Here is a 23,358-nt window from a genome sequence, read left to right as displayed (position 1 = left end):
TCCATTATGGGCTCTCATGCTGGGCGGCAGCAGAATCGGTCAGTTTCTCGCTTTCTCCCCGCAGATCCTTCCGCTGCACGGTCAGAAAAGAAAATATTCAGCACACGGTATTAGTCTTGTCAAACAAAGCACGCAGGAAGTGGGATCACATGGCGGCAAAAGCCCGCACGCGACCGGAGTCAGCAGTCGAGTCCACGGGCGGTGAACCCGCCGACACTCTGCGTGACTATTACGAACAGATGTCGTTGGTGCGAGCCTTCGAGTTGCGCTCCAGCGAGATGTATGCCCGGGCCAAGATCGGCGGCTACTGCCACCTGAACCTCGGCGAAGAAGCCACGGTGGTCGGCCTGATGGCCGCTATCGAGGCCCGTGATTATCTGTTCACCGGCTATCGCGACCACGGCTATGCGCTGCTGCGCGGGTTGTCGCCCGATCGGGTCATGGCCGAACTGTTCGGCAAAGTCACCGGCGTCTCGGGCGGACGCGGCGGCTCGATGCACCTGTTCGACGCTGAAACGCGCCTGCTCGGCGGCTATGGCATCGTCGGCGGGCAAATTCCCCCGGCGACCGGCGCCGCGCTCGCTTTGAAAAATCAGGAAGCGGCTGGCCCCGACGCTGCGGCCGTGATGTGCCTGCTCGGTGACGGCACCACCAACATTGGCGCGTTCCACGAATCGCTCAACCTGGCCGGGCTGTGGAAACTTCCAATTGTCTACGTGATCGTCAACAACGGCCTCGGCATGGGAACAACCGTCGAGAAAGCATCCGCTGAACCGGAACTGTACAAGCGCGCCGCGTCGTACCGCATGCCCGGCGTGCGGGTCGACGGCGACGACGTTCTTGCCGTGCGCGACGCCGCCCGCGATGCACTCCGGCAGGCCCGCGAGTCGCGCCAGCCGGTGCTGCTCGAGGTCATGTGCTACCGGTTGCGCGGCCACTCCGTGGTCGACCCGGCCCGATACCGCTCGAGCGAAGACACGACCATCGCCCAGCAGTCCGACCCGGTACCGAGCTTTCGCGCCAAGCTGATCGCCGCCGGCGTGTTCAGCGAAACGGATGCCGCCGCCATCGACGAGGCCGCCGACGTGCGGGTCTCCGAGGCTGTCGTTTTCGCCGACGAGAGCCCAGAGCCCGACGTTGATGACCTGTTCAAATATGTATACGCGACCGCGGTAGCAAATATGCCCGCCGCTTTGCCCGGAGAACCCGTTATGGACGCACTGTGATGAATGAACCCGTGATGACTGAAATCGTGAACACCGAAGTAGCCACCACCCGCACGATCACCTACCGCCAGGCGCTCAACGAAACTTTGCGCGCCGAGCTTGAACGTGACGACAAGGTCTTCCTCATCGGTGAAGAGATCGGCATTTTCGAGGGGTCGTATAAGATCACTGCCGGACTGCTTGAAGATTTCGGACCCGATCGGGTGCTCGACGCCCCGATCGCCGAAGAGGGTTTCGTGGGCGCAGCCCTCGGGGCCGCGATGCTCGGCATGCGCCCGGTGGTCGAGATCATGACCATCAACTTCAGCCTCATCGCGATCGACCAGATCGTGAACCACGCGGCCAAGATGCGGTCGATGTTTGCCGGTCAGGTCTCTATTCCACTGGTCATCCGCATGCCCGGTGGTGGTGGGCAGCAGCTTGCCGCGACCCACTCGCAGAACCTCGAGGTCTGGTACGCGCACATTCCGGGACTCAAGGTCGTCGCCCCGTCGACCCCGGCCGACGCCAAGGCGCTCCTCACCGCTGCCATTCGCGACGACGACCCGGTGATCTTCTTAGAGAACCTCTCGCTCTATAGCGCCAAGGGTGAAGTTCCCGACGGCGAGCAGATCGCCGAGATCGGCAAGGCCGCTGTCGTCAAGACCGGCACCGACCTCACCATCGTGAGCTACTCGCGCGGCACCACGACCGCCCTCGAGGTAGCTCGCCAGCTCGAAGCCGAGGGCCTGTCGATCGAGGTTGTCGACCTCCGCAGCCTGCGGCCGCTCGACCGCGACACCATCTGCGCCTCGGTGAAGAAGACCGGCCACGCCGTCGTCTTCGAAGATGACTGGCTCAGCTACGGCATCGGCGCCGAGATCTCGGCGACCATCGGCGAGGGAGTCTTCGACTTTCTCGACGCCCCGGTGCGTCGCGTCGCCGCCGCCGAGGTGCCGCTCCCCTACGCAAAATCCCTCGAGAAGGCCGCCCTGCCCAGCGCCGCCGACCTCGCCAAGGTCGTGCGCGAGGTACTCAATATTTCATCTACCCCGAACGACAACTAGGAGCCGGCCATGCCCGACGTCATTATGCCCCGTCTCTCCGACACCATGGAGGAGGGCGAACTCAGTCGCTGGATGAAGCAGGTCGGTGACGAGATTCACAAGGGCGACGTACTCGCCGAAATCGAAACCGACAAGGCCACGATGGACCTCGAAGCCTTCGACAACGGCATTCTTGAGCAGTTGCTCGTCGTGGCCGGGGAACTCGTACCGATCGGTGCACCGGTCGCGCGCATCGGAGACGGCAGCAACATCGTCGCTGAAGGCGCAGCTCCGGCAGCTCCGGCAGCGGCCCCTGTGGCTGTGGCTGTCCCAACAACACCCGCAGCGACTCCCGCAGCAACTCCCCCGACAGATGCCCCCACGCCCACGGCAACCCAGACGGGTGAACTGCGCACCTCGCCGCTGGCCCGCAAAATCGGCCGCGAGCACGGTATCGACCTGCACGCCATCGTGGGCACCGGGCCGCAGGGCCGCATCACCCGCACCGACGTCGACCGGGCAATCGTAGCCCAGGAGGCCACAGCATCCGCTGCCTCGACAGCGCCTCGGACCGCAGCGCCGGCCCAGCCCGCACCGGCCGCCGTTTCGACCGACTCCGTCTCCGTGCCCGTCAGCCGCATTCGCGCCGTCACGGCCCGCCGGCTCACCGAGAGCCAGGCCGTTCCGCACTTCTTCCTCACCAGCGTCGTCAACGTTGAACGCCTCGTCGCTTTCCGCGCCGACGTCAACGAGTCGCTCGCCGCGCTCGGCACCAAGGTCAGCCTGAACGACCTGTTCGTGCGCGCCAGTGCGGTCGCGCTACGCGCGCACCCCGAAGTCAACGCGTCCTGGGGCGACGGCGTCATCCTGCGCCACAACCATGTCAACGTCGGCGTCGCGGTCGCGACCGATGACGGTCTGCTTGTTCCCGTCGTCACCGATGCCGACCAGAAGTCGCTCGGCGCCATCGCCACCGAAACCCGCGCCCTGGCCGGTCTCGCCCGCACCGGCAGCCTGTCCCTCGCGCAGATGTCGGGGGGAACCTTCACCATCAGCAACCTCGGAATGTTCGGCATCGACTCCTTCACCGCCGTGTTGAACCCGCCAGAGGCCGGCATCCTGGCAATCGGCGCGGCGAGCGACGTACCCGCAGTGCGGGACGGCGTTCTCGTGACGGTGCCGACGGTGAAGATCACCCTGACCGTCGATCATCGAGTACTCGATGGTGCTGTCGCGGCAGCGTTCCTGCGCGATCTCGTGACCCTGCTCGAAGAGCCGCTGCGCATCGTCATCTAACCGGCCTGCCCTGCGGGATTAAAAGTATGCCATTGCTCACAAATCCGGGTTAGTCTCGTAGGGTGGACTCCGCAGAACGCACTCCCGCCTGGCATGCCGCGCTGGCCTCGCCGATCCGGCGCAGCGTGCTCGAGTTTCTGGCCGCCGCCAGCGAACCACTCGATGCGGCTGCCGTTGCCGAGCGGATGAACCTGCACGTCACCACTGCCCGGTTTCACCTCGACCAGCTCCTGACCGCCGGGCTCATTGAACGAGAACCCGTGCGGTCCGGCCAGCGCGGTCGGCCACGCATCCGCTTCACCGCTGTCACAGCTGATCGCGCCGACACCCGCGATCAGCTCGGCCATGCCCTTGCCGGCGTGCTCGCTGAAGACGACGATGGCGGCCGGGCCCGGGCCATCCGAGCCGGCGAGAAGTGGTCGGAGGCGTTCACCGGCGGCCTCGCAGCGTCAACCGGAGCGGGCCCCGCGCCCCTGGTCGAGCTCCTCGACCAGCTCGAATTCGCCCCCCAACTCGATGAGTCAAGGCAATCGATCGCGCTCACGGCCTGCCCGTTTCGCGAGGCCGCCCGAGAAAACCCGGGCGTGGTCTGCGCCGTACACCTCGGGCTCATCCAGCGGGTGGCTCGCACTCTCGGCCACGACGACAGCGCGGTGGAGCTGCGCCCCTTCGTCGGCCCGCACCTCTGCGTCGTTGATCTCGGCAGCGACTGGGATGCCATTCCCCCCGACCCAAGCTAGGTCCGTCGCGGTCGTGGCTGCGGCGCGGCCGGCACTTCCTTCGCGGCCACGACGTCGGCCATCGCGAGCGTGACCAATCCCCGCTTGGTCTCCACCGACACGGATGCCGCGCTGCGGCCGCGCAGAAAGCCCAGCGCATCGGTATACCCGCCCGGAACCCTGGTGCGCACGACCACCCGAGTGCCGAGCGGGGCATCCGCGAGAAAAACAAAGGGGGAACTCATCGCATCAGGCTGTATTCTTCGACTCGTGCCGACTCACCAGCGATGAGAATGATGTCGCCGTCTTCGATCACGGTGTCGAGCGCGGTGTAACTCCAGCCGGCGCCGGGGCGGTGAAACGCCGTGACGGTAATGCCGTAGCGGGCACGCACCTTGGCCTGGCCGAGGGGTACGCCGATGAGCGCGCGCGGCGGGGCCGTTTTGACCAGCGCGAAGTTCTCGCCGATCTCGATGTAGTCCTGCATGGCGCCTCGCACCAGGTGGGCAACCCGCTTCCCCATGTCTTTCTCCGGGTAGATGACATGGTTGACGCCGAGCTGGGTGAGAATCTCGCCGTGCGGGTCGCTGACCGCTTTGGCCCAGATGTTTGCAATGCCCAGCTTGAGCAGCAGCGAAGCGGTCAGGATATTCGCCTGGATATCGCCGCCGATGGCCACGACCACGCTCGAGAAGTCGGGCACCGACAGCTCCCGCAGGGTTGCTTCCTTGGTGGAGTCGGCACGCACCACATGGGTGAGCAGCCGGTTGTGCATCTGCACGACCTCTTCGTCGCCGTCGATGCCGAGCACCTCGGTGCCACTCTTCATGAGTTCGAGGGCGAGCGCGCTGCCAAACCGGCCGAGACCGATGACGACGACCGATTCAGCTTCGGCGAGGCGCGCTGGGTCGCTACGCCCGAACAACGAATATTTAGCCAATGATCGGCCTTTCCTTGGGAAGTTCGTAGGTGGTGTGGCGCTCGCGCAGGGCGATGGCCGACGCGAAGGTGATCGGGCCGAGACGACCGATGAACATGAGCAGAATCAAGATGACCTGCCCGCCCCAGGGCAGCCCCGCGGTGATCCCGGTCGATAGTCCCACCGTCGCAAAAGCAGAGATCGTCTCGAACAGCAGGGCATCCAGAGAGATGTCCGTCATGAGCATCAACGCTGTCGTCGCGGCGATGATGACGCCGACGGCCAGTAGTGCAATCGTGATGGCCTCACGGTGCACTGCCCGGGATAGGCGCTTGCCGAACACGTTGACGGCGACCTGGCCGCGCACCTCGGTCCAGATAATGAAGAACAATACGGCGAACGTCGTGATTTTGATCCCGCCGGCGGTTCCGGCCGGTCCGCCACCGATGAGCATCAGGACGTCCATACCGAGAAGGGTGGCGGAGTCGAGCTGGCCGATGTCGACGCTGTTGAAACCGGCGGTGCGGGTCTGCACCGATTGAAAGAAACCGGCCAGGAGCTTGCCCGGCCAGTCCAGCGGGCCAAGGGTTTTCGGATTGGACCATTCAACGGCGGTGATATACACCGTTCCGAGAACGAGGAGCACGAGCGTGCCGGCCACCACGATGCGGGTATTCATGGTCCAGGTGCGAATCGACCAAGCGCGCTTCAACCAGTGTCGAGGATACCGGCCCTGGGGTCGCAGTTGCCGCCGAAGCTGCACTATCACCGGAAAGCCGAGGCCGCCGAGAATGACCGCGGCGGCAATCGGCAGGCAGATCCAGGCATCCGTGGCATACCCCATGAGATTGTCGCTGAACAGGGCGAAGCCGGCATTGTTGAAGCTCGATACCGAGTGGAACACCCCCAGCCAGACGGCCCGGCCGACGGGCTCACCGTAGCCGAGCATAAAGCGCAGCGCGAGCAGCAACGCCACGCTGGCCTCGATCGCGAGGGAGATGCGCACGACGCCGAGCACCAGCCCCTTCACGTCTGCGAGACCGACACTCTTGGTTTCGGTGGCCGCCGTGATGCGCGAGCGCAGGGAGAGCTTACGGGCGATCGCGAGCCCGACGACCGAGGCGAAAGACATGATGCCGAACCCGCCGATTTGAATCAACAACAGAATTACGACCTGACCAAACGGTGTCCAGTACACCGCCGTATCGACGACGGTCAGCCCGGTGACGCACACGGCGCTCGTCGCGGTAAACAGGGCCTCCAGAAACGATGCGCCGCCCGGCCCGACCCGGGCGTTCGGCAGCATCAACAACGCCGTACCAACGAGAATGGTCAGGGCGAAGCCGGAAACGACGACCTGCGCCGGATGCAGCCGGTGCTGCTTCATTGTGTTGCCGCGTTCGCGGATGATGGCCCGTGAGTGCACGGAGCCAACTCTACGCCGGGTGCGCTCCCCGCGGGCTACCCCTGAATCGTCGATCCAGCACGGTACTCGCTCCAGACGGATTCGTCTACCCCCTCGAAGTAGCCGCGAGATACCGGTCGATGTACGGGATACTCAACCCGAGGGGTGAAACGATCACATGATGCGCGAGGGGTTAGAGCCGGCAGTCAGGCATGTTTTGCGCCCGCGGCGCAGGCTGGTCGAGCGGTCGCTTATCGCTGCACTGTCGTTGCTCGTCCCGGTTTTACTCGTGCTGTATTGGCTCACTATCCCCACCGATGCATGGATCTTTGTCGCTGCCGTTCAGTTCGGTCTGACCATTCTCGGCGTAATCGCGGTACTCGAAGCCCGCAAAGTGTGCGTGACCGTTACGGCTGGGCGCTTGGAAAGCCGAAACCTGCTGGGCCGCGTGACCTCGTTTGATACGGCCGAAATTGCCAGCGTCGTGCTCGTCGATCTGTATCAGAGCGGAATGGTCGATACCCTCCCTCATCTGTACCTGCTGGACGCCACCGGCGACGTACTGCTCCGCCTGCGGGGCCAGGTCTGGCCCCGCTCCGGTCTGGAGAACATTATCGACACTCTCGGGGTGGCCGTCGTACGACCACCCGACCCGCTCACCGTGGCCGAACTGGGGCGACTCCACCCGCAGCTGGTGCACCGCTGGACTCGACACGCCGCTCGTCTGTGAATCTAGTACCCCCCGCACGCTTCCCCGGCGACTTCCAGGGTTGTCTGGCCGGCTAGTGGCCCCGACCCGACACGACGTCGGCCACGCGCGCAAGCGGTGACGTGGTGCGACGCCCGGCAAGCTCGGCTCGGTCGGCCAGTGTATAGGCGCGGTAGAGGGCGGTGACGGCGAGCCAGCGCAACGGCTCGGGTTCCCAGGCTCGTACCCGGTGGTTGACCCAGGGCAGAGCTACCAGGCCGCTGTCTCGACCGAGGATCAGATCGGTCAGAGTGCGTCCGGCCAGATTCGTGGTGGCCACGCCGGTGCCCACGTAGCCGCCGGCCCAGGCCAGTCCGGTCTGCGGGTCGAGGCCCACGGTCGCAGCCCAGTCTCGCGGCACGCCGAGCACACCAGACCAGGAATGGTCGATGCGTGCTTTGGCCGTCGCCGGAAAGAATCGCATTAGAATTTCGCGCAGCGCGTCGATGGTGGCCTGCGGGGTCTGGCCGTCGGCATCCGTTTGGGAACCAAACCGGTACGGCACGCCACGTCCGCCGATGGCGATGCGGTCGTCGCTCGTGCGTTGCGCGTACATGTAGGCGTGTGCCATGTCGCCGAGGGTTTCCCGGCCCGACCAGCCGATGCTCTCCCAAACGGATGCCGCGAGCGGCTCCGTCGCGATCAGCGACGAGTTCATGGGCAGCCACGTTCGGTGCAGCCCCTTGAGGCTGGTCGTGAATCCCTCTGTTGCGCGCACAACAAACGAAGCGTCGACCGTTCCCGCCGTGGTCACTGCCCGATGCGGCGCGATCTCACTCACCGGGGTGTTTTCGTAGATCTCCACGCCGAGGGACACAACCGTACGGGCCAGTCCGGCGACGAGTGCGGCGGGGTTGATGCGGGCGCAGTGCGGATGCCACATTCCGCCGGTGGTGCCCGCCACGTTGATGCGGTTTTGCGCCGCGGTTTTCGAGAGCAATTCAACGTCGGTGTGCGCCCAGGACTGCTCGGCGCGGGCGACCTGCTCCAGCCGACGCTGTTGCGCCGGGTCGTAGGCCACCGTGAACTCACCGCCCTTGACGATTTCAGCGTCAATGCCCTCGAAGGCCGCCACCCGGATGACCTCATCGACCGTGTCGTTCATGGCGGCTTGAAACTGTTCGGCGGCTAGGCGACCATGGCTGTTCACGTATTGCTCGCGGCCGCCGGTGACCGAGTTGGTCAGCCAGCCGCCGTTCCGGCCGGAGGCGCCGAAGCCGGCAAAGCGCGCCTCCAATACGACGACCCGCAGCTGCGGTGCCGCCTTCTTGAGGTAGTAGGCCGTCCACAGTCCGGTGTAACCGGCGCCGACGATGACGACATCGGCTCGCGTCGATCCGGGCAGGGGCGCGCGCAGGGCTGACCGACCGAGCTGGTCCCACCAGAACGACACCTCACCGTTGCGCCGGACTTTCGTCACGACCTGGCTTCTTTCTGTCTCTGCCGTTCGAGTCGACGCCGGGCGGCGAGGTCACGTTCGCCATCGAGTTTGGCGGCAACCGGAGCCCACAGCACGATGGCGACACCAACGCCGAGCAATAACCCGCCGATGGTGTCGGTGAGCCAGTGCACTCCCAAATAAGTGCGGCTGAGCAGCATCACGATCGTGTATATGGTGCCGGCGAGCACCACCCAGAGCCGCGGAAAGATGATGGCGAGGCACACCGCCATGGTAGCTGCGTTGGCGACATGGCCAGAAGGAAACGACCCGAAATCGGACATGACCAGCATGTCTTCAGGGCGGGCCCGTCCAAAGACCTGTTTCAGCAGCTGCACGAAGCCCGCACTCAGCACCGTGGCCACGACGTAGTATCCCGCCGCCCACGGCCGTTTGATCAGCACGATTATGAGGGTGATAACGAGCGGCACGATCAGAACGCCGAACAGGCCGCCGCCGAGCGCGTTCATGAACAGCGACGGAATCTCCCAGATCGGCAAGCGATGCTCGATGATCTCGTCCATCCACTCGGTGTCAACCTCGAGGGCGACGCCGTTGGCCCGCACGACCACAACGAGGCCGAGGAGGGCGGCCAACGCCATGGCGGCGATCCCGCTGATGACAGGCCAGCGACGGGAAATGCGGCGAGCTTTGAGGTCTGCGGCGCGTTCCGGGTTAGTCATCCAGCCATCGTAGAGGAGCGGCCCGCAATCGGGCCCCGGCATGCCGTCGCCACCATCCGCTTCCCCCATCGGGGACGGGGCCCGGCCCCCGTTTATAAACTGGGCCTGGGGTCACACCATGCGCCCGGTCGGCGAGCGCCTCGGCCTAGCGGTCGAGCGCCGGCACGGTGCGCGGGCGCACAATCAGCCAGAGCGAAAGTATGGAGATCACGGCCGTGACGCCCATCACGGATGCCATCGGTATCGCCGTGCCCACTCCGAGCAGTCCCACAATCGGCGAGATCAGACCGGCTACACCGAAGTTGGCTGCGCCAAGCAACGAGGCTGCGGTTCCGGCCTCGTGTCCGTGGGCGTTGAGCGCGATGACCTGCACGCTCGGCAGCGTGAAGCCGCAGGCCGCGATGAAGAACCAGAGCGGTACCAGAATGCCCCACAGCCCAGCACCAGCCAGGTCGAGCAGCACAATCGCACCGGCGGTGATCACCAGCACAACCGTGGAGACGGAAAGAATCCACTGTGGCCCAATGTTGGACCGGTGCATCAGGCGCGAGCTCAGCTGCACCCCGGTGACCACGCCGAGGGAGTTGACGGCGAACAGCAGGCCGTACTCCTGCGGACTGAACGCGTAAACGTCCTGGAACAGAAATGGCGAAGCCGACAGGTACGAGAACAACCCGGTGAACGTCATCGCCCCGATGATCGCGACGCCCACGAAGGTGCGGTCGCTCAGTACCGCTTTGTAGCGTTGGCCGAGAGTGCTGTGGCCGTTCGCGTGGCGTGCGCTTTCGGGCAGGGTTTCAACGATCCAGAAGGCGACGGCCAGAATCACGATGACGCCGTAGGCGGCGAGCACCCAGAAGATGCCGCGCCAGCTCATGACGAGCAGCAGCTGCGAGCCGATGACCGGCGCCAAAACGGGCGCGAGGCCACTGACCAGCGCGAGGCGGGAGAGCATCTTGACCAGCGGCTTGCCACCGAACAGGTCGCGCACCATGGCCATGGCCACGACCGCGCCGGCCGCGGCGCCGAAGCCCTGCAGCACACGGAAAATGGCGAGCACGATGATGTCGTTCGACAGGGCGGCGCCGACGCACGCGAGAATGTGCAGACCGGTCGCGAGCATGAGCGGCAGCCGTCGGCCGATCTTGTCGCTCCAGGGCCCCACAACCAGCTGGCCGAAACCAAAACCGATCATGGTTCCCGTCAGGGTGAGCTGAATGACCGATGGCAACACGCCGAATTCGCTTTCCAGAGTCGGAAAGGCCGGCAGATAAAGGTCGATTGTGAACGGGCCGAGCGCCGTGAGCGCCCCGAGAATAAGAATGTAGACGATGCGCTGGCGCCGAGTCAGTTTGTCTCCGGGGTGCGCGGCGGTGGAGGCGAGTTGCGCGGCGCTAACCACGGGGATACTGGCAGTAATCACGAAAACGGATGTCCTTGGCTGGTCTAAAAAGGCTGGTTGGCGGCAGGCGGCGCGATTTCGGGCGACACGGCTGCGGGGGAACTTCCGGCCGCCCTTACGCTAAGCGGGGATAGACCCGAACTATTCCCACTTTCGGACTGTGGATCGAGAAGCAGCGTTTCGAAGGCCAGTTCGGCGGCACCGATCAGGAGCAGATTCGAGCCGAGGACCGCGGGGGCGATCTTGACCTCGTCCAACGCAGTTCCGAGCGTCAGCGCGGCTACCGCGCGCGTCAGGCGCCCGGGGTCGACGGCATACAGCGCGGCGAGGAAGCCGCCCAGCACGATGAGTTCTGGGTTGAGGATGTTGACAGCGCCGGCCAGGGCGACGGCCAGAAAATCGAGCTGCCGATTCACTTCGGCGCGTACCGCGGGTGCGTTTGAGGCGAGCAGTGCGCGTTCGAGGGTGTCCGCATCCGTTTCGCCGGCGCAGAGGCCGAGCGCCTCGAGGAGTGCGCCGCGGGTTACCTCGGCTTCGAGAGTGCCGGCGATACCGGCTGAGTCGGTGCGATAGCCGGCGCTGACCCGGGTGTGCCCGAATTCCCCCGAGTAGCCTGCCCGTCCGCCGGCCGCAACTCCCCCGACGACGAGGCCGCCACCGATGCCGCTCGAGCCGCCATTGAGGTAGATGAGATCGGCCATTCCCTGGCCCGCTCCGAAATAGCGTTCCGCCGTGACGCCGAGGCTCGCGTCGTTGGCGGCCACGACGGGCAGACCGGTGACCGCGGCCAGCATCTCGCACAGCGGTACGTCGACCCAGCCGAGGTGTGGAGCGTCGCGAACCAGACCGTCGTGGGCGCGCACCAGGCCCGGCACGGCCACACCCAGTCCGACTATGGAATAGTCACCGAGGCCGAGGCGCAGGTCAGCAATGATGCCCGCCGTAATAGCTACCGCCTCTGCGGCCGTCGGCGTGGTTGGCGTGGCGAAGCGGATGCTCCGGTGCACAACGCCACTGAGGGCGACAACGCCCACGGTGATCGCGTCGATTTCAGGATTCACCGCAATGGCCACGACGCGGTCGCTTGCCGCCACGATCGGGCTCGGTCGCCCGGCGAGCTTCGTGGGGTCGGGAGTGCGTTCCTCGACCAGGCCGCGTTCGACCAGTTCCGCGACCAGAGCGCCGATCGTCGACCGGTTCAAGCCGGTCAGACGGGTGAGCTGGGCGCGCGACGCTGCGCCCTCGCGGTGTACGAGGCGCAGGATGATCGACAGGTTGTGCCTGCGCACATCGTCATGGTTATTGCCCTGCATGGCGTCCACTGCCCTCGGCCTCCCACTCGCTTTTTTAGTCAGAAGTCAGGTTACTGCGCCGAACAAGCCCGACGGGTGATACGTTGCCAATGTCAACAAATCACCAAGGGCGCTGACAGGCACGAGGCGCCAGATAGGGACGTCATGGAGTTTCGATATCTCGGCAACAGTGGATTGAAAGTTTCGGAAATAACCTACGGCAACTGGCTCACCCACGGGTCCCAGATCGAGAATGACACCGCAACGGCCTGCGTGCGCGCGGCCCTCGACGCCGGAATCAGCTCGTTCGATACCGCGGACGTCTACGCCAATACCGTCGCCGAACAGGTGCTGGGCGACGCCCTCCGCGGTGAGCGCCGCCAGTCCCTTGAAATCTTCACCAAGGTCTTCGGACCGACCGGCCCCAAGGGGCACAACGACACCGGCCTCTCCCGCAAGCACATCCTCGAGTCGATCGACGGCTCGCTCAGCCGGCTGCAAACGGATTACGTCGACCTCTATCAGGCCCACCGTTACGATGTGGAAACCCCGCTCGAGGAAACGATGCAGGCTTTCGCCGACGTCGTACGCCAGGGCAAGGCTCTATATATCGGAGTGAGCGAGTGGAACGCCGAGCAGTTGCGCGCCGGCCACGCCCTCGCCACCGACCTCGGCATTCAGCTGATCTCCAACCAGCCGCAGTACTCGATGCTGTGGCGCGTGATTGAATCCGAGGTGGTTCCGGCCGCCGAAGAACTCGGCGTCTCGCAGATCGTCTGGTCCCCCGTGGCTCAGGGCGTACTCACCGGCAAGTACCTGCCGGGTCAGGCGCCCCTCGCGGGCAGCCGGGCAACGGATGCTCAGGGTGGCGCCAACATGATCAAGCGTTGGATGAGCGAGCCGGTGCTCACCGGCGTGCAGAAATTGCGCCCCATTGCCGACGAGCTCGGCCTCACCATGGCGCAGCTGGCGCTCGCCTGGGTGCTGGCGAATAAGAACGTCGCATCCGCCATCATGGGGGCCTCCCGGCCCGAGCAGGTCGCCGACAACGTGAAGGCCGCCGGTGTGCACCTCGACGCTGACGTGCTGGCGAGGATCGATGCTGCCGTGCGCGACCTGGCCGAGTTCGACCCGCGCAAGACCACCTCGCCGGAGCAGCGCGAGGTGTAAGCCCCACTTTTTAGAATTAGGGAGTACTCATGAGAATTGCCGTCACCGGTGGCAGTGGCAAGCTCGGGCGCAGCGTTGTCGCGCGCCTGACCAACGAGGGTCACGCCGTCACCAACCTCGACCGCGCGGGATCTCGCGGTGATGGCTTCACCACGATCGACCTGACCGATTATGGCCAGGTCATCGACGTGATGTTCGGCATCGACGACCGCACAGACGGGTTTGACGCGCTCGTTCATCTCGGGGCCATCCCGGCCCCTGGCCTTCTGCCCGATGTGGCCACTTTCCACAACAACATGCTTGCGACGTTCAACGTGTTTCAGGCGGCGCGGCGGGCGGGCATCAAGCGCATTGTCTATGCCTCGAGTGAGACGACCCTCGGTCTGCCATTCGACATCGACCCGCCGTACATTCCCGTCGACGAGGAGTACCCGGCCCGACCGGAGAGCACGTATTCGCTGGTGAAGCACCTCGAGGAGCAGATGGCCATCCAGTTCGTGCGCTGGGATCCACTTTTGAGCATCACGGCGCTGCGCTTCTCCAACGTGATGGACGAGGACGACTACGCGGCCTTCCCTGCATTTAACGACGACGCCACCCTGCGCAAGTGGAACCTGTGGGGCTATATCGACGGTCGCGACGGCGCCCAGGCCGTGCTGCGGGCGCTCGAACGGGCCCAGCCGGGCTTCGAGACGTTCATCATCGCGGCCGCCGACACGGTCATGAGCCGATCGAGCGCGAGCCTGGCCGCCGAGGTCTTTCCGCACGTCAAAGTCGCCAGGGCGGTCGGCGAACACGAGACCCTGTTATCGATCGACAAGGCGAAGCGGATGCTCGGCTTCACCCCCGAGCACAGCTGGCGCGACCACGTGTAGTTCTGCAAAGCTGATGGCTCACCCGGGCTCGTACCTGACCGCCGGCATCCGCTCACTGCTGTGACAACGGATGCCGCTGGCGTGAGCGTTAGGCGCGTACACGCCAAATTGCTCCGTACAGTTGACTGCTGAAATACCGGGCAGCGGATGCCGCCTCAACGTCGCCGCCGTCCCCCGGAGTCGGCTGCCTCCACCGGCGGTAGACCGTCCGTTCGGGTTGCGCTCAACGCGTGCGCGCGCGTCGTAGCAGCAGCACAGTTTGGGGCGAGTCACGCGACACTGGCCTTGATGGACCTCTCAGGGGAAGCGCTCATTTCGCAGCGCTCACAACGCGATATTGCATCCGGTCCTGCAGAATCACTCGACTGGGTGACCGATACCATCGCTGCCCTGCTGGAACAGACGAGTCATCGCAGCAAAGACCTCATCGCGATAGGGATCGGTTTACCTGGTCCGGTGGAACACTCGACCGGTCGGCCGACGAGCCCCCCGATCATGCCGGGCTGGGACGGCTATGACGTTCCGAGCCACCTGCAGCGGGCCTTCGACGTCCCTGTCTTGGTCGACAACGACGTGAACGTAATGGCCCTAGGTGAGCAGTCGAAGGGCTGGCCCGAGGTCCGCAATCTGATGTTCGTCAAGATCTCGACGGGAATCGGCGCAGGAATCATCTCTGCCGGTTCTCTGCAGCGAGGAGAAGACGGAAGCGCCGGCGATATCGGTCACATCGCGATAACTCGTGGGGCAGGCATCATGTGCCGCTGCGGAAACTCCGGATGCCTCGAAGCCGTCGCCGGGATCCCGGTGGTCATGGCCAATCTTCGCGCAACGGGGATCGAGTTGTCATCCGTCGATCAGCTCATAGCTCTGGCCAAAACCGGCGACCTGAGTGCGATGCGAGCGATCAGACAAGCCGGTCGCGACGTCGGCGAGGTGCTCAACATGTGCGTGAGTATCTTCAACCCGTCCGTTATCGTAGTCGGCGGCGCACTGTCCGAGCTCAGTGACCAGTTGATTGCCGGCATCCGCGAAGTCGTGTACTCCCGCTTTATGCCGTTGGCCACCCAGAACCTCACTATCGCAGCATCCCGAGTGGGGACAAACGCTGGAGCGATTGGTGCCGGCATCATGGCGATCGAATACGCACTTGCCCCCCAACAAATCAACAAGGCACAAATGAGTGGCGCATCCATAAGCTGATTTGTTTGCGACAACGAAGCGTCAGGGATCCTGACAATGGAGTCTTGGGTCGATGTTTGGTGAAACTCAAAGTAACTAGTCAGGTCCTTGGCGATGACAAGACGTCGCTTGCTTGCTGGACTCCCGGTTGGCCACGGTCATCCGGAACCGCCCGCGTGCGGGTCTGCTCCCACCCAGCTCCCAGCCCGTCTGAACCGGACCGTGAGGCAGGGCCGCTAACGTCGTAGGTAACAGCAGCGATAAACGAATGGTGAACTTCCGCATGAGCACTTCCGGCCAGGCCCGCCCGCCCAAGAAGGACCGGCGCGAAGACGCCCGCGAAACTGCGCGTCTCATGCGCGCCGAGCAGGTCAAGCGGGACAAACGCCGCCGACTCTTTCTGCGCGGCGGCATCGGCATCGGCCTACTCGCCGTGGTGGCCATCGTTGCCGTGGTCATCGTGAACAACGTCACCGCCAAGGCGGCGCCGGGCCCGGCCAACATGGCCAGCGACGGCATCCTGCTCGGCAGCGACGGCACCACGGTATCCGCCGCCACGACGGCCGCCCTCGAAGCTGACGCCGACCCCATCGCCACCGAACAGAGCGCACTTTCCGACACGGCCAACATCGTGATGTACGTCGACTACCTGTGCCCGATCTGTGGCGACTTCGAGTCCACCAACGGCGAACAGATCACCGACTGGGTCACCGCTGGCAACGCCACGGTCGAGATCCACCCGATCTCGATTCTCGACCGGCTGTCGTCGGGCACCGAATACGCCACCCGCGCCGCAAACGCGGCCGCCTGCGTGGCCAACTATGACCCCAACAACTTTCTCGACTTCAACGCGGCCATGTTCGCCGATCAGCCCGCCGAGAACACAACCGGACTGACCGATGCCGAGCTGACCAGCCTCGCCCAGGGAGCCGGGGTGACCTCCAGCAACGTCGCCAGCTGCATCGCCGACCAGACCTACTCCGATTGGGTCGACGCCTCGACGCAGCGCGCGCTCGACGGCCCGATTCCTAACTCCGACATTGACGCAGTCGAGGGAACCCCGACGGTGCTGGTGAACGGCGTGAAGTACTCGGGCTCCAACAGCGATGCCGCTTCCTTCGAAGCCTTCGTCACTGAGCAGATGATCGCTGCAGGAACGACAGAATAGCGACCCTGGGGATGCCTGCAGACTGTGCGGTGCCTAAGCCGTCCGAACGCTCGATGAGTGCGGCCGCCGGTAGGGCGACCCCGACGAATGGCGGCGTGGCGTCCACGGGAACGGATGCTGCGCCGCACGTGTTCGGGGCGGTTCTCGATTTGGCGACCCGGTGCATCCACTTTCATTCGGAGCTGGACATCGTGGCGATCAGGTTCGCCTGCTGCCGGCGCTACTACCCGTGCTTTCAGTGCCACGATAAGGCCGTGCGGCTAGAGTCCGTTCCGCATGCGGTCCGGCGGTGGCCGAAATCCGAGTGGTCGGAGCTCGCGATTCTATGCGGAGCCTGCCACCGCGAGCTCAGCATCACTGAGTATCGCCGGGTCGAACGCTGCCTGTACTGCGCCGCCGAATTCAACCCCGGCTGCCGGCTGCACGCCCACCTTTATTTCGAGGAGTCCGCCGGGTGACCGGCCCACCCACCGGGAGACGACGCGTTCGACCCAGTGAATGCTGACCAGCTTCTGCGAGGCGACGCAATCAGCCCCATGAACACGGGCTACCCGGCGCGAGACGACACGTGCGGCCCCATGAGTGCCGACCAAGGGGCCGAATATGACATCTCGGTGGGTGCGCACCACCCTCGCGAGGAGCCACCAAGAGTCCGTGCTTCCGCTGACCGGGGCCGGTTGCGCCGTGCCCTGCTGTTCGAGAAGCTAGCCGAGCGTGAGCCCGGCCCACAGACCGAACGCCGCCGCGACAACGGATGCCGCGAGCATGCCGATCCCGTTGGCCAGCGCGGCCAGATACCGCCGTTGCTGGGCCAGCCGAACGGTCTCGAAGCTCGCCGTGCTGAACGTCGTGTACCCACCGAGCAGGCCGACGCCGAGCACGAAGCTCCAATCCGGCGCGAGCAGGTGGTTCATCGCGAGGCCGGTGACGAGGCCGAGCAGCAGCGAGCCGCTCACATTGATGACGGTTGTGCCGTACGGAAACGCGCCACCAAGACGGGCGCGCACGAGGCCGTCCAGAAACAGCCGGGCGGACGCGCCCAGGCCGCCAGCCGCAGCGACTGCCAGGAACAGTAGCGGGGTCATCCGTTCTCCCCTCGAGCGGATGCGCCGCCACCGACCGCGCGCCGGTGCAGCGCCGCGCCCAGCACGATTCCGAGCCAGGTGGCGAGCCCGCCAAGCAGTACCGTGCCCAGCGCATAGCCAATGGCCGCTCCGATGGCGCCGCCGTGAAGGAGCAGGGCGCTGTCGGTGGCGAGGGCGCTGTAGGTCGTGAATCCGCCGAGCAGGCCCGTACCGAGCAGCAGGCGCGCGCTACGGCGGCCGCCGGCGTCGGGTCCAGGGCGCACGAGCGCCTCGAGCAGCAACCCGAGCAGCAGGGCTCCGAGCACGTTGATACCGAGGGTAGTCAGCGGCAGGTGGGCGCCCGCAGCAAGATCGACCGGCGGCAACAGCAGCCCGAGCGCTTGGCGGAGGGCGGTGCCCGCGGTTCCGCCGAGAAAGACGAGGCCGAGGTAGCGCCAGCGCAGGTGTACGGCTCGTGGCCTGTTCGTGGCGATGGTTCACCTACCTGTTGCACTCAGCAGGAACCATCAGCGCGGGCAGTTTGAGCGGATGCTCGGGCGGGATCCATCGCCGTGGCCAGAATACGCCCCCTCGGTGCACGTATCGAAGACACGCGGCCTCGAATGATCGTGCCGGTCGAACGGATGCTGCGTCAGACCGCGGCGAGCACCCCGGCGACGGAGTTCAGCGAACCGGGCACCAGACTGTAGTACGACCAGGTGCCGCGCTTAACCCGAGTGAGAAACCCCGCGTCGACGAGAACCTTGAGATGGTGCGAAATGGTCGGCTGGCTCAACGTGAGCTGGTCGGTCAGGTCGCACACGCAGGCCTCGGCGGCGGCGTGGGCGGCCACAATCGAGATGATGCGCAGCCGCGCCGGGTCAGCGAGCGCCTTGAGCGAGCGCGCAAGGGTCTCAGCGTGTTCGGGGGCGATGGCGGCGCGAGCCAACGAGGAGGTGCAGGCATCCGCTGAAATGTCGGTCAGGGGCAGCGTCTGGGTAACCATCATCTGAGCACATCCTCCTTGGATTGACATTAGTCGATGTAATGTCCTAGCGTTAGCATCGACAACGATCAATGTTACCGCGAATCGCTGTCGTCGACACTTGGAGATTCGTGAGCAGCACAGGTACAGCCCCCGCCCGGCTCGGCGCGATGGACCGGCTGCTGCCGGTCTGGATTCTCGCCGCCATGGGTCTCGGCCTGCTGCTCGCCGTGTTCGTTCCAGCCGTCGGTGACGTGCTCCACGCATTCACCATCGGGTCGATCAGCGTGCCGATCGCCATCGGACTGCTCATCATGATGTACCCCGTGCTCGCCAAGGTGCGCTACACGGATGCCCGCGCCGTCGCCGCCGACAAGCGCCTGCTGGTCTCCTCCCTGCTGCTGAACTGGCTGGTCGGACCCGCGCTCATGTTTGCCCTGGCCTGGATTTTTCTGCCCGACCTGCCGGAATACCGCACCGGGCTCATCATCGTCGGCCTCGCCCGCTGCATCGCCATGGTGCTGATCTGGAACGACCTCGCCTGCGGCGACCGCGAAGCTGCGGCCTTCCTCGTGGCCGTGAACTCGGTCTTCCAGGTCGTCGCGTTCGGCGCCCTCGGCTGGTTCTACCTGCAAATACTGCCGGGCTGGCTCGGCCTGCCGACCACGAGCGCCGAGTTCTCGATCTGGGCCATCACCGCGAGCGTGCTGGTGTTCCTCGGCATCCCGCTGCTGGCCGGTTACCTGTCCCGTCGCATCGGCGAGGCTCGCCGTGGCCGCGCGTGGTACGAGGCTAAGTTTTTGCCCCGGGTCGGCCCGTTCGCCCTCTGGGGCCTGTTGTTCACGATCGTGATGCTGTTCGCCCTGCAGGGCCAGCAGGTCATCGACCATCCCGGCGACGTGGCACGCATAGCGCTGCCAATGCTGGTCTACTTCGCGGTGATGTTCCTGGTCGGGTTCCTGACCGGACGCCTGCTGCGTATGACCTACGAGCGCACCACGACGCTCGCCTTCACCGCCGCCGGCAACAACTTCGAACTCGCCATCGCCGTCGCGATCGGAACCTTCGGTGCCCTCAGCGGCCAGGCCCTGGCCGGCATCGTCGGTCCGCTGATCGAGGTTCCGGCCCTCGTCGCCCTCGTCTACGTCGCCCTGTGGCTCAAGCCCCGCCTGTTTCCCGAGCGGATACCGGCGGCCGACGCGCCGACGCCGGTCGCGGCATCCGCTCCTACCCACGTCTAAACGAAAGAAGACCCCAATGAAACCCTCCGTACTGTTCGTCTGCGTGCACAACGCCGGCCGCTCACAGATGGCCGCCGGCTATCTCACCGCACTCGCGCAGGGACGAGTCGACGTGTTCTCGGCCGGCTCCGAGCCGAAGGACCAGATCAACCCGGTGGCGATCGCCGCGATGGCCGAGGAGGGCATCGATATCGCCGGCAACGTGCCGAAGATTCTCACGACCGAGGCCGTCAGGCAGTCCGACGTCGTGATCACCATGGGCTGCGGCGACGCCTGCCCGATCTTTCCCGGCAAGCGCTACGAGGACTGGCTGCTGGACGACCCGGCCGGCCAGGGCATCGAGAGCGTGCGCCCCATTCGTGACGAAATCAAGGCGCGCGTCGAGGCGCTCCTCGCCGAGATTCTTCCGGTCAAGGCTTAGACCATGCTTCCCGGCCTCAGCTATCCCGAAGAGTCCCTCAAGCGACTCGCCGGCGACCTGGCCGAGCGCTTTCACGGCGTTTTCGCCACCGAAACCGTTGAACGTTACGTGCTCGAGTCCTACACCGGGCTGCTGCGCACCTCGAACGTGAAGGCACACCTCACCACCCGCACGGCGCGGTTTTCGCTCGAGCGCCTCACCGCGCTCGCCCAGGCCAAGGGCGCCATCGAGCGTGCGGTACCCGAAGTGCTTTTCGTCTGCGAGCAGAATGCCGGCCGGTCGCAGATGGCTGCGGTGTTCACCAACACACTGTCCGGTGGCGCCGTGCACGTGCGCTCGGCGGGATCGATGCCGTCGTCGGAGCTGGACCCCACAATGGTCGCGGTCATGACCGAGCTCGGTCTGTCGCTCGACGAGTCGTTCCCGAAGCCCCTCACCGACGATGTCGTGCAGGCGGCCGACGTCGTGATCACCATGGGGTGCGGCGACGCCTGCCCGATCTATCCCGGCAAACGCTACGTGGACTGGAAACTCGTCGACCCGGCGGGCCAGCCGATCGACGAGGTGCGACGCATCCGCGACCAGGTCAAGGGCAATGTCATCGAGATGCTTGCCGGCCTCGGAGTGCCCGCCGCGGTCTGAGTCCCGCCCGTTCCACCCCCGGGGAGCGGATGCCCCACACCCCCACCGCTACGCGAGCGTCAGGAACAACTTCTCGAGCTCGGCTACCGTGAGCGAGTTCTCGTCATCGGGATTCTCCAGGCAGTCGCGCATCGCGGTCGACACGATGACGAAACCCGCTTTGTCGAGCGCACTGGACACGGCGGCGAGCTGCGTGACGACGTCACGGCAGTTGCCGCCGCCCTCGACCGCGGCAATCACCGCGGTCAGCTGTCCCTGCGCGCGGCGCAGCCGGTTCAGGATCTTCTTCTGCTCGGCGGCCCGAACGTCGTCCATCTCAGGCCCCCTGCTCGGTCGGAAGCCCGGCCTGCTGCCAGGCAGCGGTGCCCCCGGCAATGTTCACGGCGTCGTGACCGTGGGCCGCGAGGTACTCGGTCACCTGCGCGCTGCGACCGCCGACGGCGCAGATGACGTGCACCGGAACATCCGCTGGAATCTCACCCATGCGCTCGACGACTTCGCCCATTGGGATGTGAATGACGCCGGGTACGTGGGCGGCTTCGTACTCTCCGGGTTCGCGCACGTCGATGACGACGGGCGCGTCGAGCGCCGAGAGCTCGGTGACGGTGATCTCTTTCATACGAGGACCCTTTCAGCAGTGGGGGAAACAACAAGATTAGACGTTCCGGCGAGCCAGGTGCGGTAGCCGCCGTCGAGGTTCTGCACGTCGAATCCGCGCTGGGTGAGGATGCGCGCGGCGGTGTGGCCGCGCTGGCCGACCTGGCAGTGCACGATCAGCGGCACCCGCGGCAGCTCGACGAGCCGCTCGCGCAGGTCGTCGAGCGACAGGTTGATCGCGCCCGGGATGCTGCCCGCGGCAAATTCGCCGGCGGAGCGAACGTCAACGAGCGCGGCGCCCGCCGCGCGTGCCGCCGCCAGTTCATGCCACTGGAGGTTCACGCTCGTGCCCTGCGCGAGGTTGTCGGCGACGTAGCCGAGCTGGTTGATCGGGTCTTTCGCCGAAGCATACTGCGGCGCGTAGGCGAGTTCGAGACGGGTCAAAGCGGATGCGCTCAGCCCCGCCGCCATCGCGACCGCGATCACGTCGATGCGCTTGTCCACCCCAGCGCCGCCCACAATCTGCGCGCCCAAAATGGCGTCAGTCTCAGCATCGATGAGCAGCTTGATCGACATTCCCTCAGCGCCGGGGAAGTAGCCCGCGTGGTTGGCCGGGTGCGTGTGCACGATGCGGTGGGCGCGCCCGGTGGCGACGAGGCGTTTTTCGTTCCAGCCGACCAGCGCTACGGTGAGGCCGAAGATCCCGAGAATTCCAGTACCGAGGGCCGGGGCTGCCTGCTCGGGGGTGCCTGCGATACTGTCGGCGACCGAGCGGCCGTGGCGGTTGGCGAGTCCGGCCATGGTAACGAGGGTGCCGGAGCCGTTGACGGCATCCGTTTTCTCGACACCGTCGCCGACCGCGAAGATGAGCGGATCGCTTGTGGCCTGCGTGCCGTCGACCCAGACGCCGCCGCCCGCGCCGATGCGGAGGCCGGCCTGCTGGGCGAGAGTCACGTCTGGGCGCACGCCGCTCGCGTCGATCACGAGGTCGGCCGGCACGGATGTTCCGTCACTGAGCTCGACGCTGTTCCCGGAACCCCCGGTGACCGTGGTGTTCAGTCGCACGTCGACGCCGCGCTCGAACAGCCGGTCGAGCACGGGCGCCGCCATTTCGGGGTCGAGTGGGGTGAAGATCTGCGGCCCCCGCTGCACGAGCGTCACGTGTACGCCGCGGTGCACGAGGTTTTCAACGGCTTCGAGGCCGATGAATCCGCCGCCGATCACGACAGCGGATGCCGCTGCGGCGCTCGTCAGCACCGCGCTGATGTGGTCGACGTCGTCGACGGTGCGCAGCGTGTGGGTGGGAATCGTGCTTTCAGTCGCCCCCGAGCGGGCCGAAGCGCCGGCGGCGAGCACGAGGCGGTCGTAGTGCTCGACGCTTTCTTCATCGGTAAGCATATTGCGCACCGAGACGGTCTGGGCTTGTCGGTCGATCTGCACGACCTCGGTGTCGATGCGCACGTCGAGCCCGAAGCGGGCCTCGAGGGATTCGGGGGTCTGCAGCAGCAGTTCATCGCGATTGCGGATGATTCCCCCCACGAAATACGGCAGGCCACAGTTCGCGAACGATACGTAGTGTCCGCGCTCGAACACGATGATCTCGGCGCTCTCGTCGAGCCGGCGCAACCTGGTGGCCGCCGACATTCCGCCCGCAACTCCGCCTACAATAATTATTTTCACGTGTGCCTCCAATGAAAGGATACCCCAAGGGGTATGTGCACACAAGCACAAGCCCGGGCCAGCGCGGTATCCGCTTGCCCGGGCCCACCTTACGCAACCGGGCCCACGATAAAACATGGGCCCGCTTTCCGGGCCCGGGCCCGGAAAGCAACGCCCAGGCGAGCAACGCCCGGAAAGCAACGC

26 protein-coding genes and 1 riboswitch are annotated in these 23,358 nt (G+C 65.5%); of the genes, 13 read left to right on the top strand and 13 right to left on the bottom strand.

Translation table 11 applies throughout. The annotated features are described in order from the left end of the window. The first annotated feature begins 149 nt into the window (after positions 1–149). The 4 genes from pdhA to E3T51_RS13005 all read left to right on the top strand — a co-directional run bounded on the left by pdhA (position 150) and on the right by E3T51_RS13005 (position 4,287). The gene (gene pdhA, locus E3T51_RS13020; RefSeq protein ID WP_134530196.1) at positions 150–1,226 is read left to right on the top strand and encodes a pyruvate dehydrogenase (acetyl-transferring) E1 component subunit alpha; all 1,077 of its coding nucleotides are present in this window, start codon (positions 150–152) and stop codon (positions 1,224–1,226) included. A 14-nt stretch (positions 1,227–1,240) separates the two neighbouring features. Next, the gene (locus tag E3T51_RS13015) at positions 1,241–2,272 is read left to right on the top strand and encodes an alpha-ketoacid dehydrogenase subunit beta (RefSeq protein ID WP_104192549.1); all 1,032 of its coding nucleotides are present in this window, start codon (positions 1,241–1,243) and stop codon (positions 2,270–2,272) included. A gap of 9 nt (positions 2,273–2,281) precedes the next feature. Next, positions 2,282–3,547 (top strand): dihydrolipoamide acetyltransferase family protein, encoded by a 1,266-nt coding sequence (locus E3T51_RS13010; protein WP_166806470.1) that lies wholly within the window; start codon positions 2,282–2,284, stop codon positions 3,545–3,547. Between the two features lie 62 nt (positions 3,548–3,609). Beyond that, positions 3,610–4,287 (top strand): helix-turn-helix transcriptional regulator, encoded by a 678-nt coding sequence (locus E3T51_RS13005; RefSeq protein WP_134530195.1) that lies wholly within the window; start codon positions 3,610–3,612, stop codon positions 4,285–4,287. Here E3T51_RS13005 and E3T51_RS13000 read toward each other — a convergent pair. Genes E3T51_RS13000 through E3T51_RS12990 form a run of 3 tightly spaced genes read right to left on the bottom strand, consistent with a single transcriptional unit; the run spans position 4,284 to position 6,572 of the window. Continuing rightward, a complete protein-coding gene (locus E3T51_RS13000; RefSeq protein ID WP_134530194.1) occupies positions 4,284–4,511 on the bottom strand; it encodes a putative acetyltransferase in 228 nt (75 codons plus the stop codon). The two genes, E3T51_RS13005 and E3T51_RS13000, sit on opposite strands and share 4 nt — an antisense overlap. Continuing rightward, positions 4,508–5,206 carry a potassium channel family protein gene (locus E3T51_RS12995; RefSeq protein WP_134530193.1) on the bottom strand — a complete coding sequence of 233 codons (699 nt, stop codon included), beginning with the start codon at positions 5,204–5,206 and terminating at the stop codon, positions 4,508–4,510. Before E3T51_RS12995 ends, E3T51_RS13000 begins: the two co-directional genes overlap by 4 nt. Continuing rightward, positions 5,199–6,572 (bottom strand): TrkH family potassium uptake protein, encoded by a 1,374-nt coding sequence (locus E3T51_RS12990; protein ID WP_174844601.1) that lies wholly within the window; start codon positions 6,570–6,572, stop codon positions 5,199–5,201. The genes E3T51_RS12995 and E3T51_RS12990 overlap by 8 nt, the downstream gene beginning before the upstream one ends. A gap of 199 nt (positions 6,573–6,771) precedes the next feature. Between E3T51_RS12990 and E3T51_RS12985 the strand changes: the two genes are divergently transcribed. Then, entirely contained in the window at positions 6,772–7,320 is a 549-nt protein-coding gene (locus E3T51_RS12985; protein ID WP_134530191.1) for a hypothetical protein, read from the top strand. A gap of 52 nt (positions 7,321–7,372) precedes the next feature. Here the strand turns inward: E3T51_RS12985 and E3T51_RS12980 are convergent, their stop codons facing one another. The 4 genes from E3T51_RS12980 to E3T51_RS12965 form a co-directional block, all read right to left on the bottom strand. After that, positions 7,373–8,758: an NAD(P)/FAD-dependent oxidoreductase gene (locus E3T51_RS12980; RefSeq protein WP_134530190.1), complete on the bottom strand. Its 1,386-nt coding sequence runs from the start codon at positions 8,756–8,758 to the stop codon at positions 7,373–7,375. Then, positions 8,755–9,459 (bottom strand): phosphatase PAP2 family protein, encoded by a 705-nt coding sequence (locus tag E3T51_RS12975; RefSeq protein ID WP_166806469.1) that lies wholly within the window; start codon positions 9,457–9,459, stop codon positions 8,755–8,757. Before E3T51_RS12975 ends, E3T51_RS12980 begins: the two co-directional genes overlap by 4 nt. Before the next feature lie 145 nt (positions 9,460–9,604). Continuing rightward, entirely contained in the window at positions 9,605–10,882 is a 1,278-nt protein-coding gene (locus tag E3T51_RS12970) for a multidrug effflux MFS transporter (RefSeq protein WP_241989319.1), read from the bottom strand. 23 nt (positions 10,883–10,905) lie between these two features. Next, entirely contained in the window at positions 10,906–12,174 is a 1,269-nt protein-coding gene (locus tag E3T51_RS12965; protein ID WP_134530189.1) for an ROK family transcriptional regulator, read from the bottom strand. 144 nt (positions 12,175–12,318) lie between these two features. Here E3T51_RS12965 and E3T51_RS12960 point away from each other — a divergent pair, with 144 nt between their 5' ends. The 5 genes from E3T51_RS12960 (at position 12,319) to E3T51_RS12940 (ending at position 17,003) form a co-directional block, all read left to right on the top strand. Further along, complete coding sequence (locus E3T51_RS12960; protein WP_134530188.1) at positions 12,319–13,323, top strand: aldo/keto reductase family protein; 1,005 nt, start codon at positions 12,319–12,321, stop codon at positions 13,321–13,323. A gap of 29 nt (positions 13,324–13,352) precedes the next feature. After that, entirely contained in the window at positions 13,353–14,198 is an 846-nt protein-coding gene (locus tag E3T51_RS12955; RefSeq protein ID WP_134530187.1) for an NAD-dependent epimerase/dehydratase family protein, read from the top strand. A 147-nt stretch (positions 14,199–14,345) separates the two neighbouring features. Beyond that, complete coding sequence (locus E3T51_RS12950; RefSeq protein WP_134530186.1) at positions 14,346–15,398, top strand: ROK family protein; 1,053 nt, start codon at positions 14,346–14,348, stop codon at positions 15,396–15,398. Between the two features lie 262 nt (positions 15,399–15,660). Next, positions 15,661–16,545 (top strand): DsbA family protein, encoded by an 885-nt coding sequence (locus E3T51_RS12945; protein WP_134530185.1) that lies wholly within the window; start codon positions 15,661–15,663, stop codon positions 16,543–16,545. An 11-nt stretch (positions 16,546–16,556) separates the two neighbouring features. Next, positions 16,557–17,003: a CHY zinc finger protein gene (locus tag E3T51_RS12940; protein WP_338145160.1), complete on the top strand. Its 447-nt coding sequence runs from the start codon at positions 16,557–16,559 to the stop codon at positions 17,001–17,003. Positions 17,004–17,249: 246 nt separating this feature from the next. On the opposite strand, the gene crcB is transcribed toward E3T51_RS12940, so the two are convergent. The 3 genes from crcB to E3T51_RS12925 all read right to left on the bottom strand — a co-directional run bounded on the left by crcB (position 17,250) and on the right by E3T51_RS12925 (position 18,618). Then, entirely contained in the window at positions 17,250–17,630 is a 381-nt protein-coding gene (gene crcB / locus E3T51_RS12935) for a fluoride efflux transporter CrcB (protein ID WP_134530183.1), read from the bottom strand. Further along, positions 17,627–18,073: a CrcB family protein gene (locus E3T51_RS12930; RefSeq protein WP_255453242.1), complete on the bottom strand. Its 447-nt coding sequence runs from the start codon at positions 18,071–18,073 to the stop codon at positions 17,627–17,629. Before E3T51_RS12930 ends, crcB begins: the two co-directional genes overlap by 4 nt. Before the next feature lie 47 nt (positions 18,074–18,120). After that, positions 18,121–18,190: riboswitch (Fluoride riboswitch) on the bottom strand. A gap of 71 nt (positions 18,191–18,261) precedes the next feature. Then, entirely contained in the window at positions 18,262–18,618 is a 357-nt protein-coding gene (locus tag E3T51_RS12925) for an ArsR/SmtB family transcription factor (protein ID WP_104192535.1), read from the bottom strand. Positions 18,619–18,764: 146 nt separating this feature from the next. Here E3T51_RS12925 and arsB point away from each other — a divergent pair, with 146 nt between their 5' ends. From arsB to E3T51_RS12910, 3 genes are read left to right on the top strand one after another with little or no spacing between them, the layout of a single operon-like run. After that, complete coding sequence (gene arsB / locus E3T51_RS12920; protein WP_241989342.1) at positions 18,765–19,835, top strand: ACR3 family arsenite efflux transporter; 1,071 nt, start codon at positions 18,765–18,767, stop codon at positions 19,833–19,835. A gap of 16 nt (positions 19,836–19,851) precedes the next feature. Next, positions 19,852–20,256 carry an arsenate reductase ArsC gene (locus E3T51_RS12915; RefSeq protein WP_104127764.1) on the top strand — a complete coding sequence of 135 codons (405 nt, stop codon included), beginning with the start codon at positions 19,852–19,854 and terminating at the stop codon, positions 20,254–20,256. Between the two features lie 3 nt (positions 20,257–20,259). Further along, a complete protein-coding gene (locus tag E3T51_RS12910; protein WP_134530180.1) occupies positions 20,260–20,898 on the top strand; it encodes an arsenate reductase ArsC in 639 nt (212 codons plus the stop codon). A gap of 48 nt (positions 20,899–20,946) precedes the next feature. Here the strand turns inward: E3T51_RS12910 and E3T51_RS12905 are convergent, their stop codons facing one another. Genes E3T51_RS12905 through E3T51_RS12895 form a run of 3 tightly spaced genes read right to left on the bottom strand, consistent with a single transcriptional unit; the run spans position 20,947 to position 23,175 of the window. Next, a complete protein-coding gene (locus E3T51_RS12905; protein ID WP_134530179.1) occupies positions 20,947–21,213 on the bottom strand; it encodes a metal-sensitive transcriptional regulator in 267 nt (88 codons plus the stop codon). Position 21,214: 1 nt separating this feature from the next. Then, positions 21,215–21,517, bottom strand: a complete 303-nt coding sequence (locus E3T51_RS12900; RefSeq protein WP_134530178.1) for a rhodanese-like domain-containing protein — start codon at positions 21,515–21,517, stop codon at positions 21,215–21,217. Then, positions 21,514–23,175, bottom strand: coding sequence for an FAD-dependent oxidoreductase (locus E3T51_RS12895; protein ID WP_134530177.1), 1,662 nt, complete (start codon positions 23,173–23,175; stop codon positions 21,514–21,516). The genes E3T51_RS12900 and E3T51_RS12895 overlap by 4 nt, the downstream gene beginning before the upstream one ends. Between the last annotated feature and the right edge of the window lie 183 nt (positions 23,176–23,358).

Source organism: Cryobacterium serini, from assembly GCF_004404025.1.
In the GTDB taxonomy this organism is placed as follows: domain Bacteria; phylum Actinomycetota; class Actinomycetes; order Actinomycetales; family Microbacteriaceae; genus Cryobacterium; species Cryobacterium serini.
The sequence above is the reverse complement of the archived record's forward strand: the minus strand, read 5'-3'. Positions and strand labels throughout refer to the sequence as shown.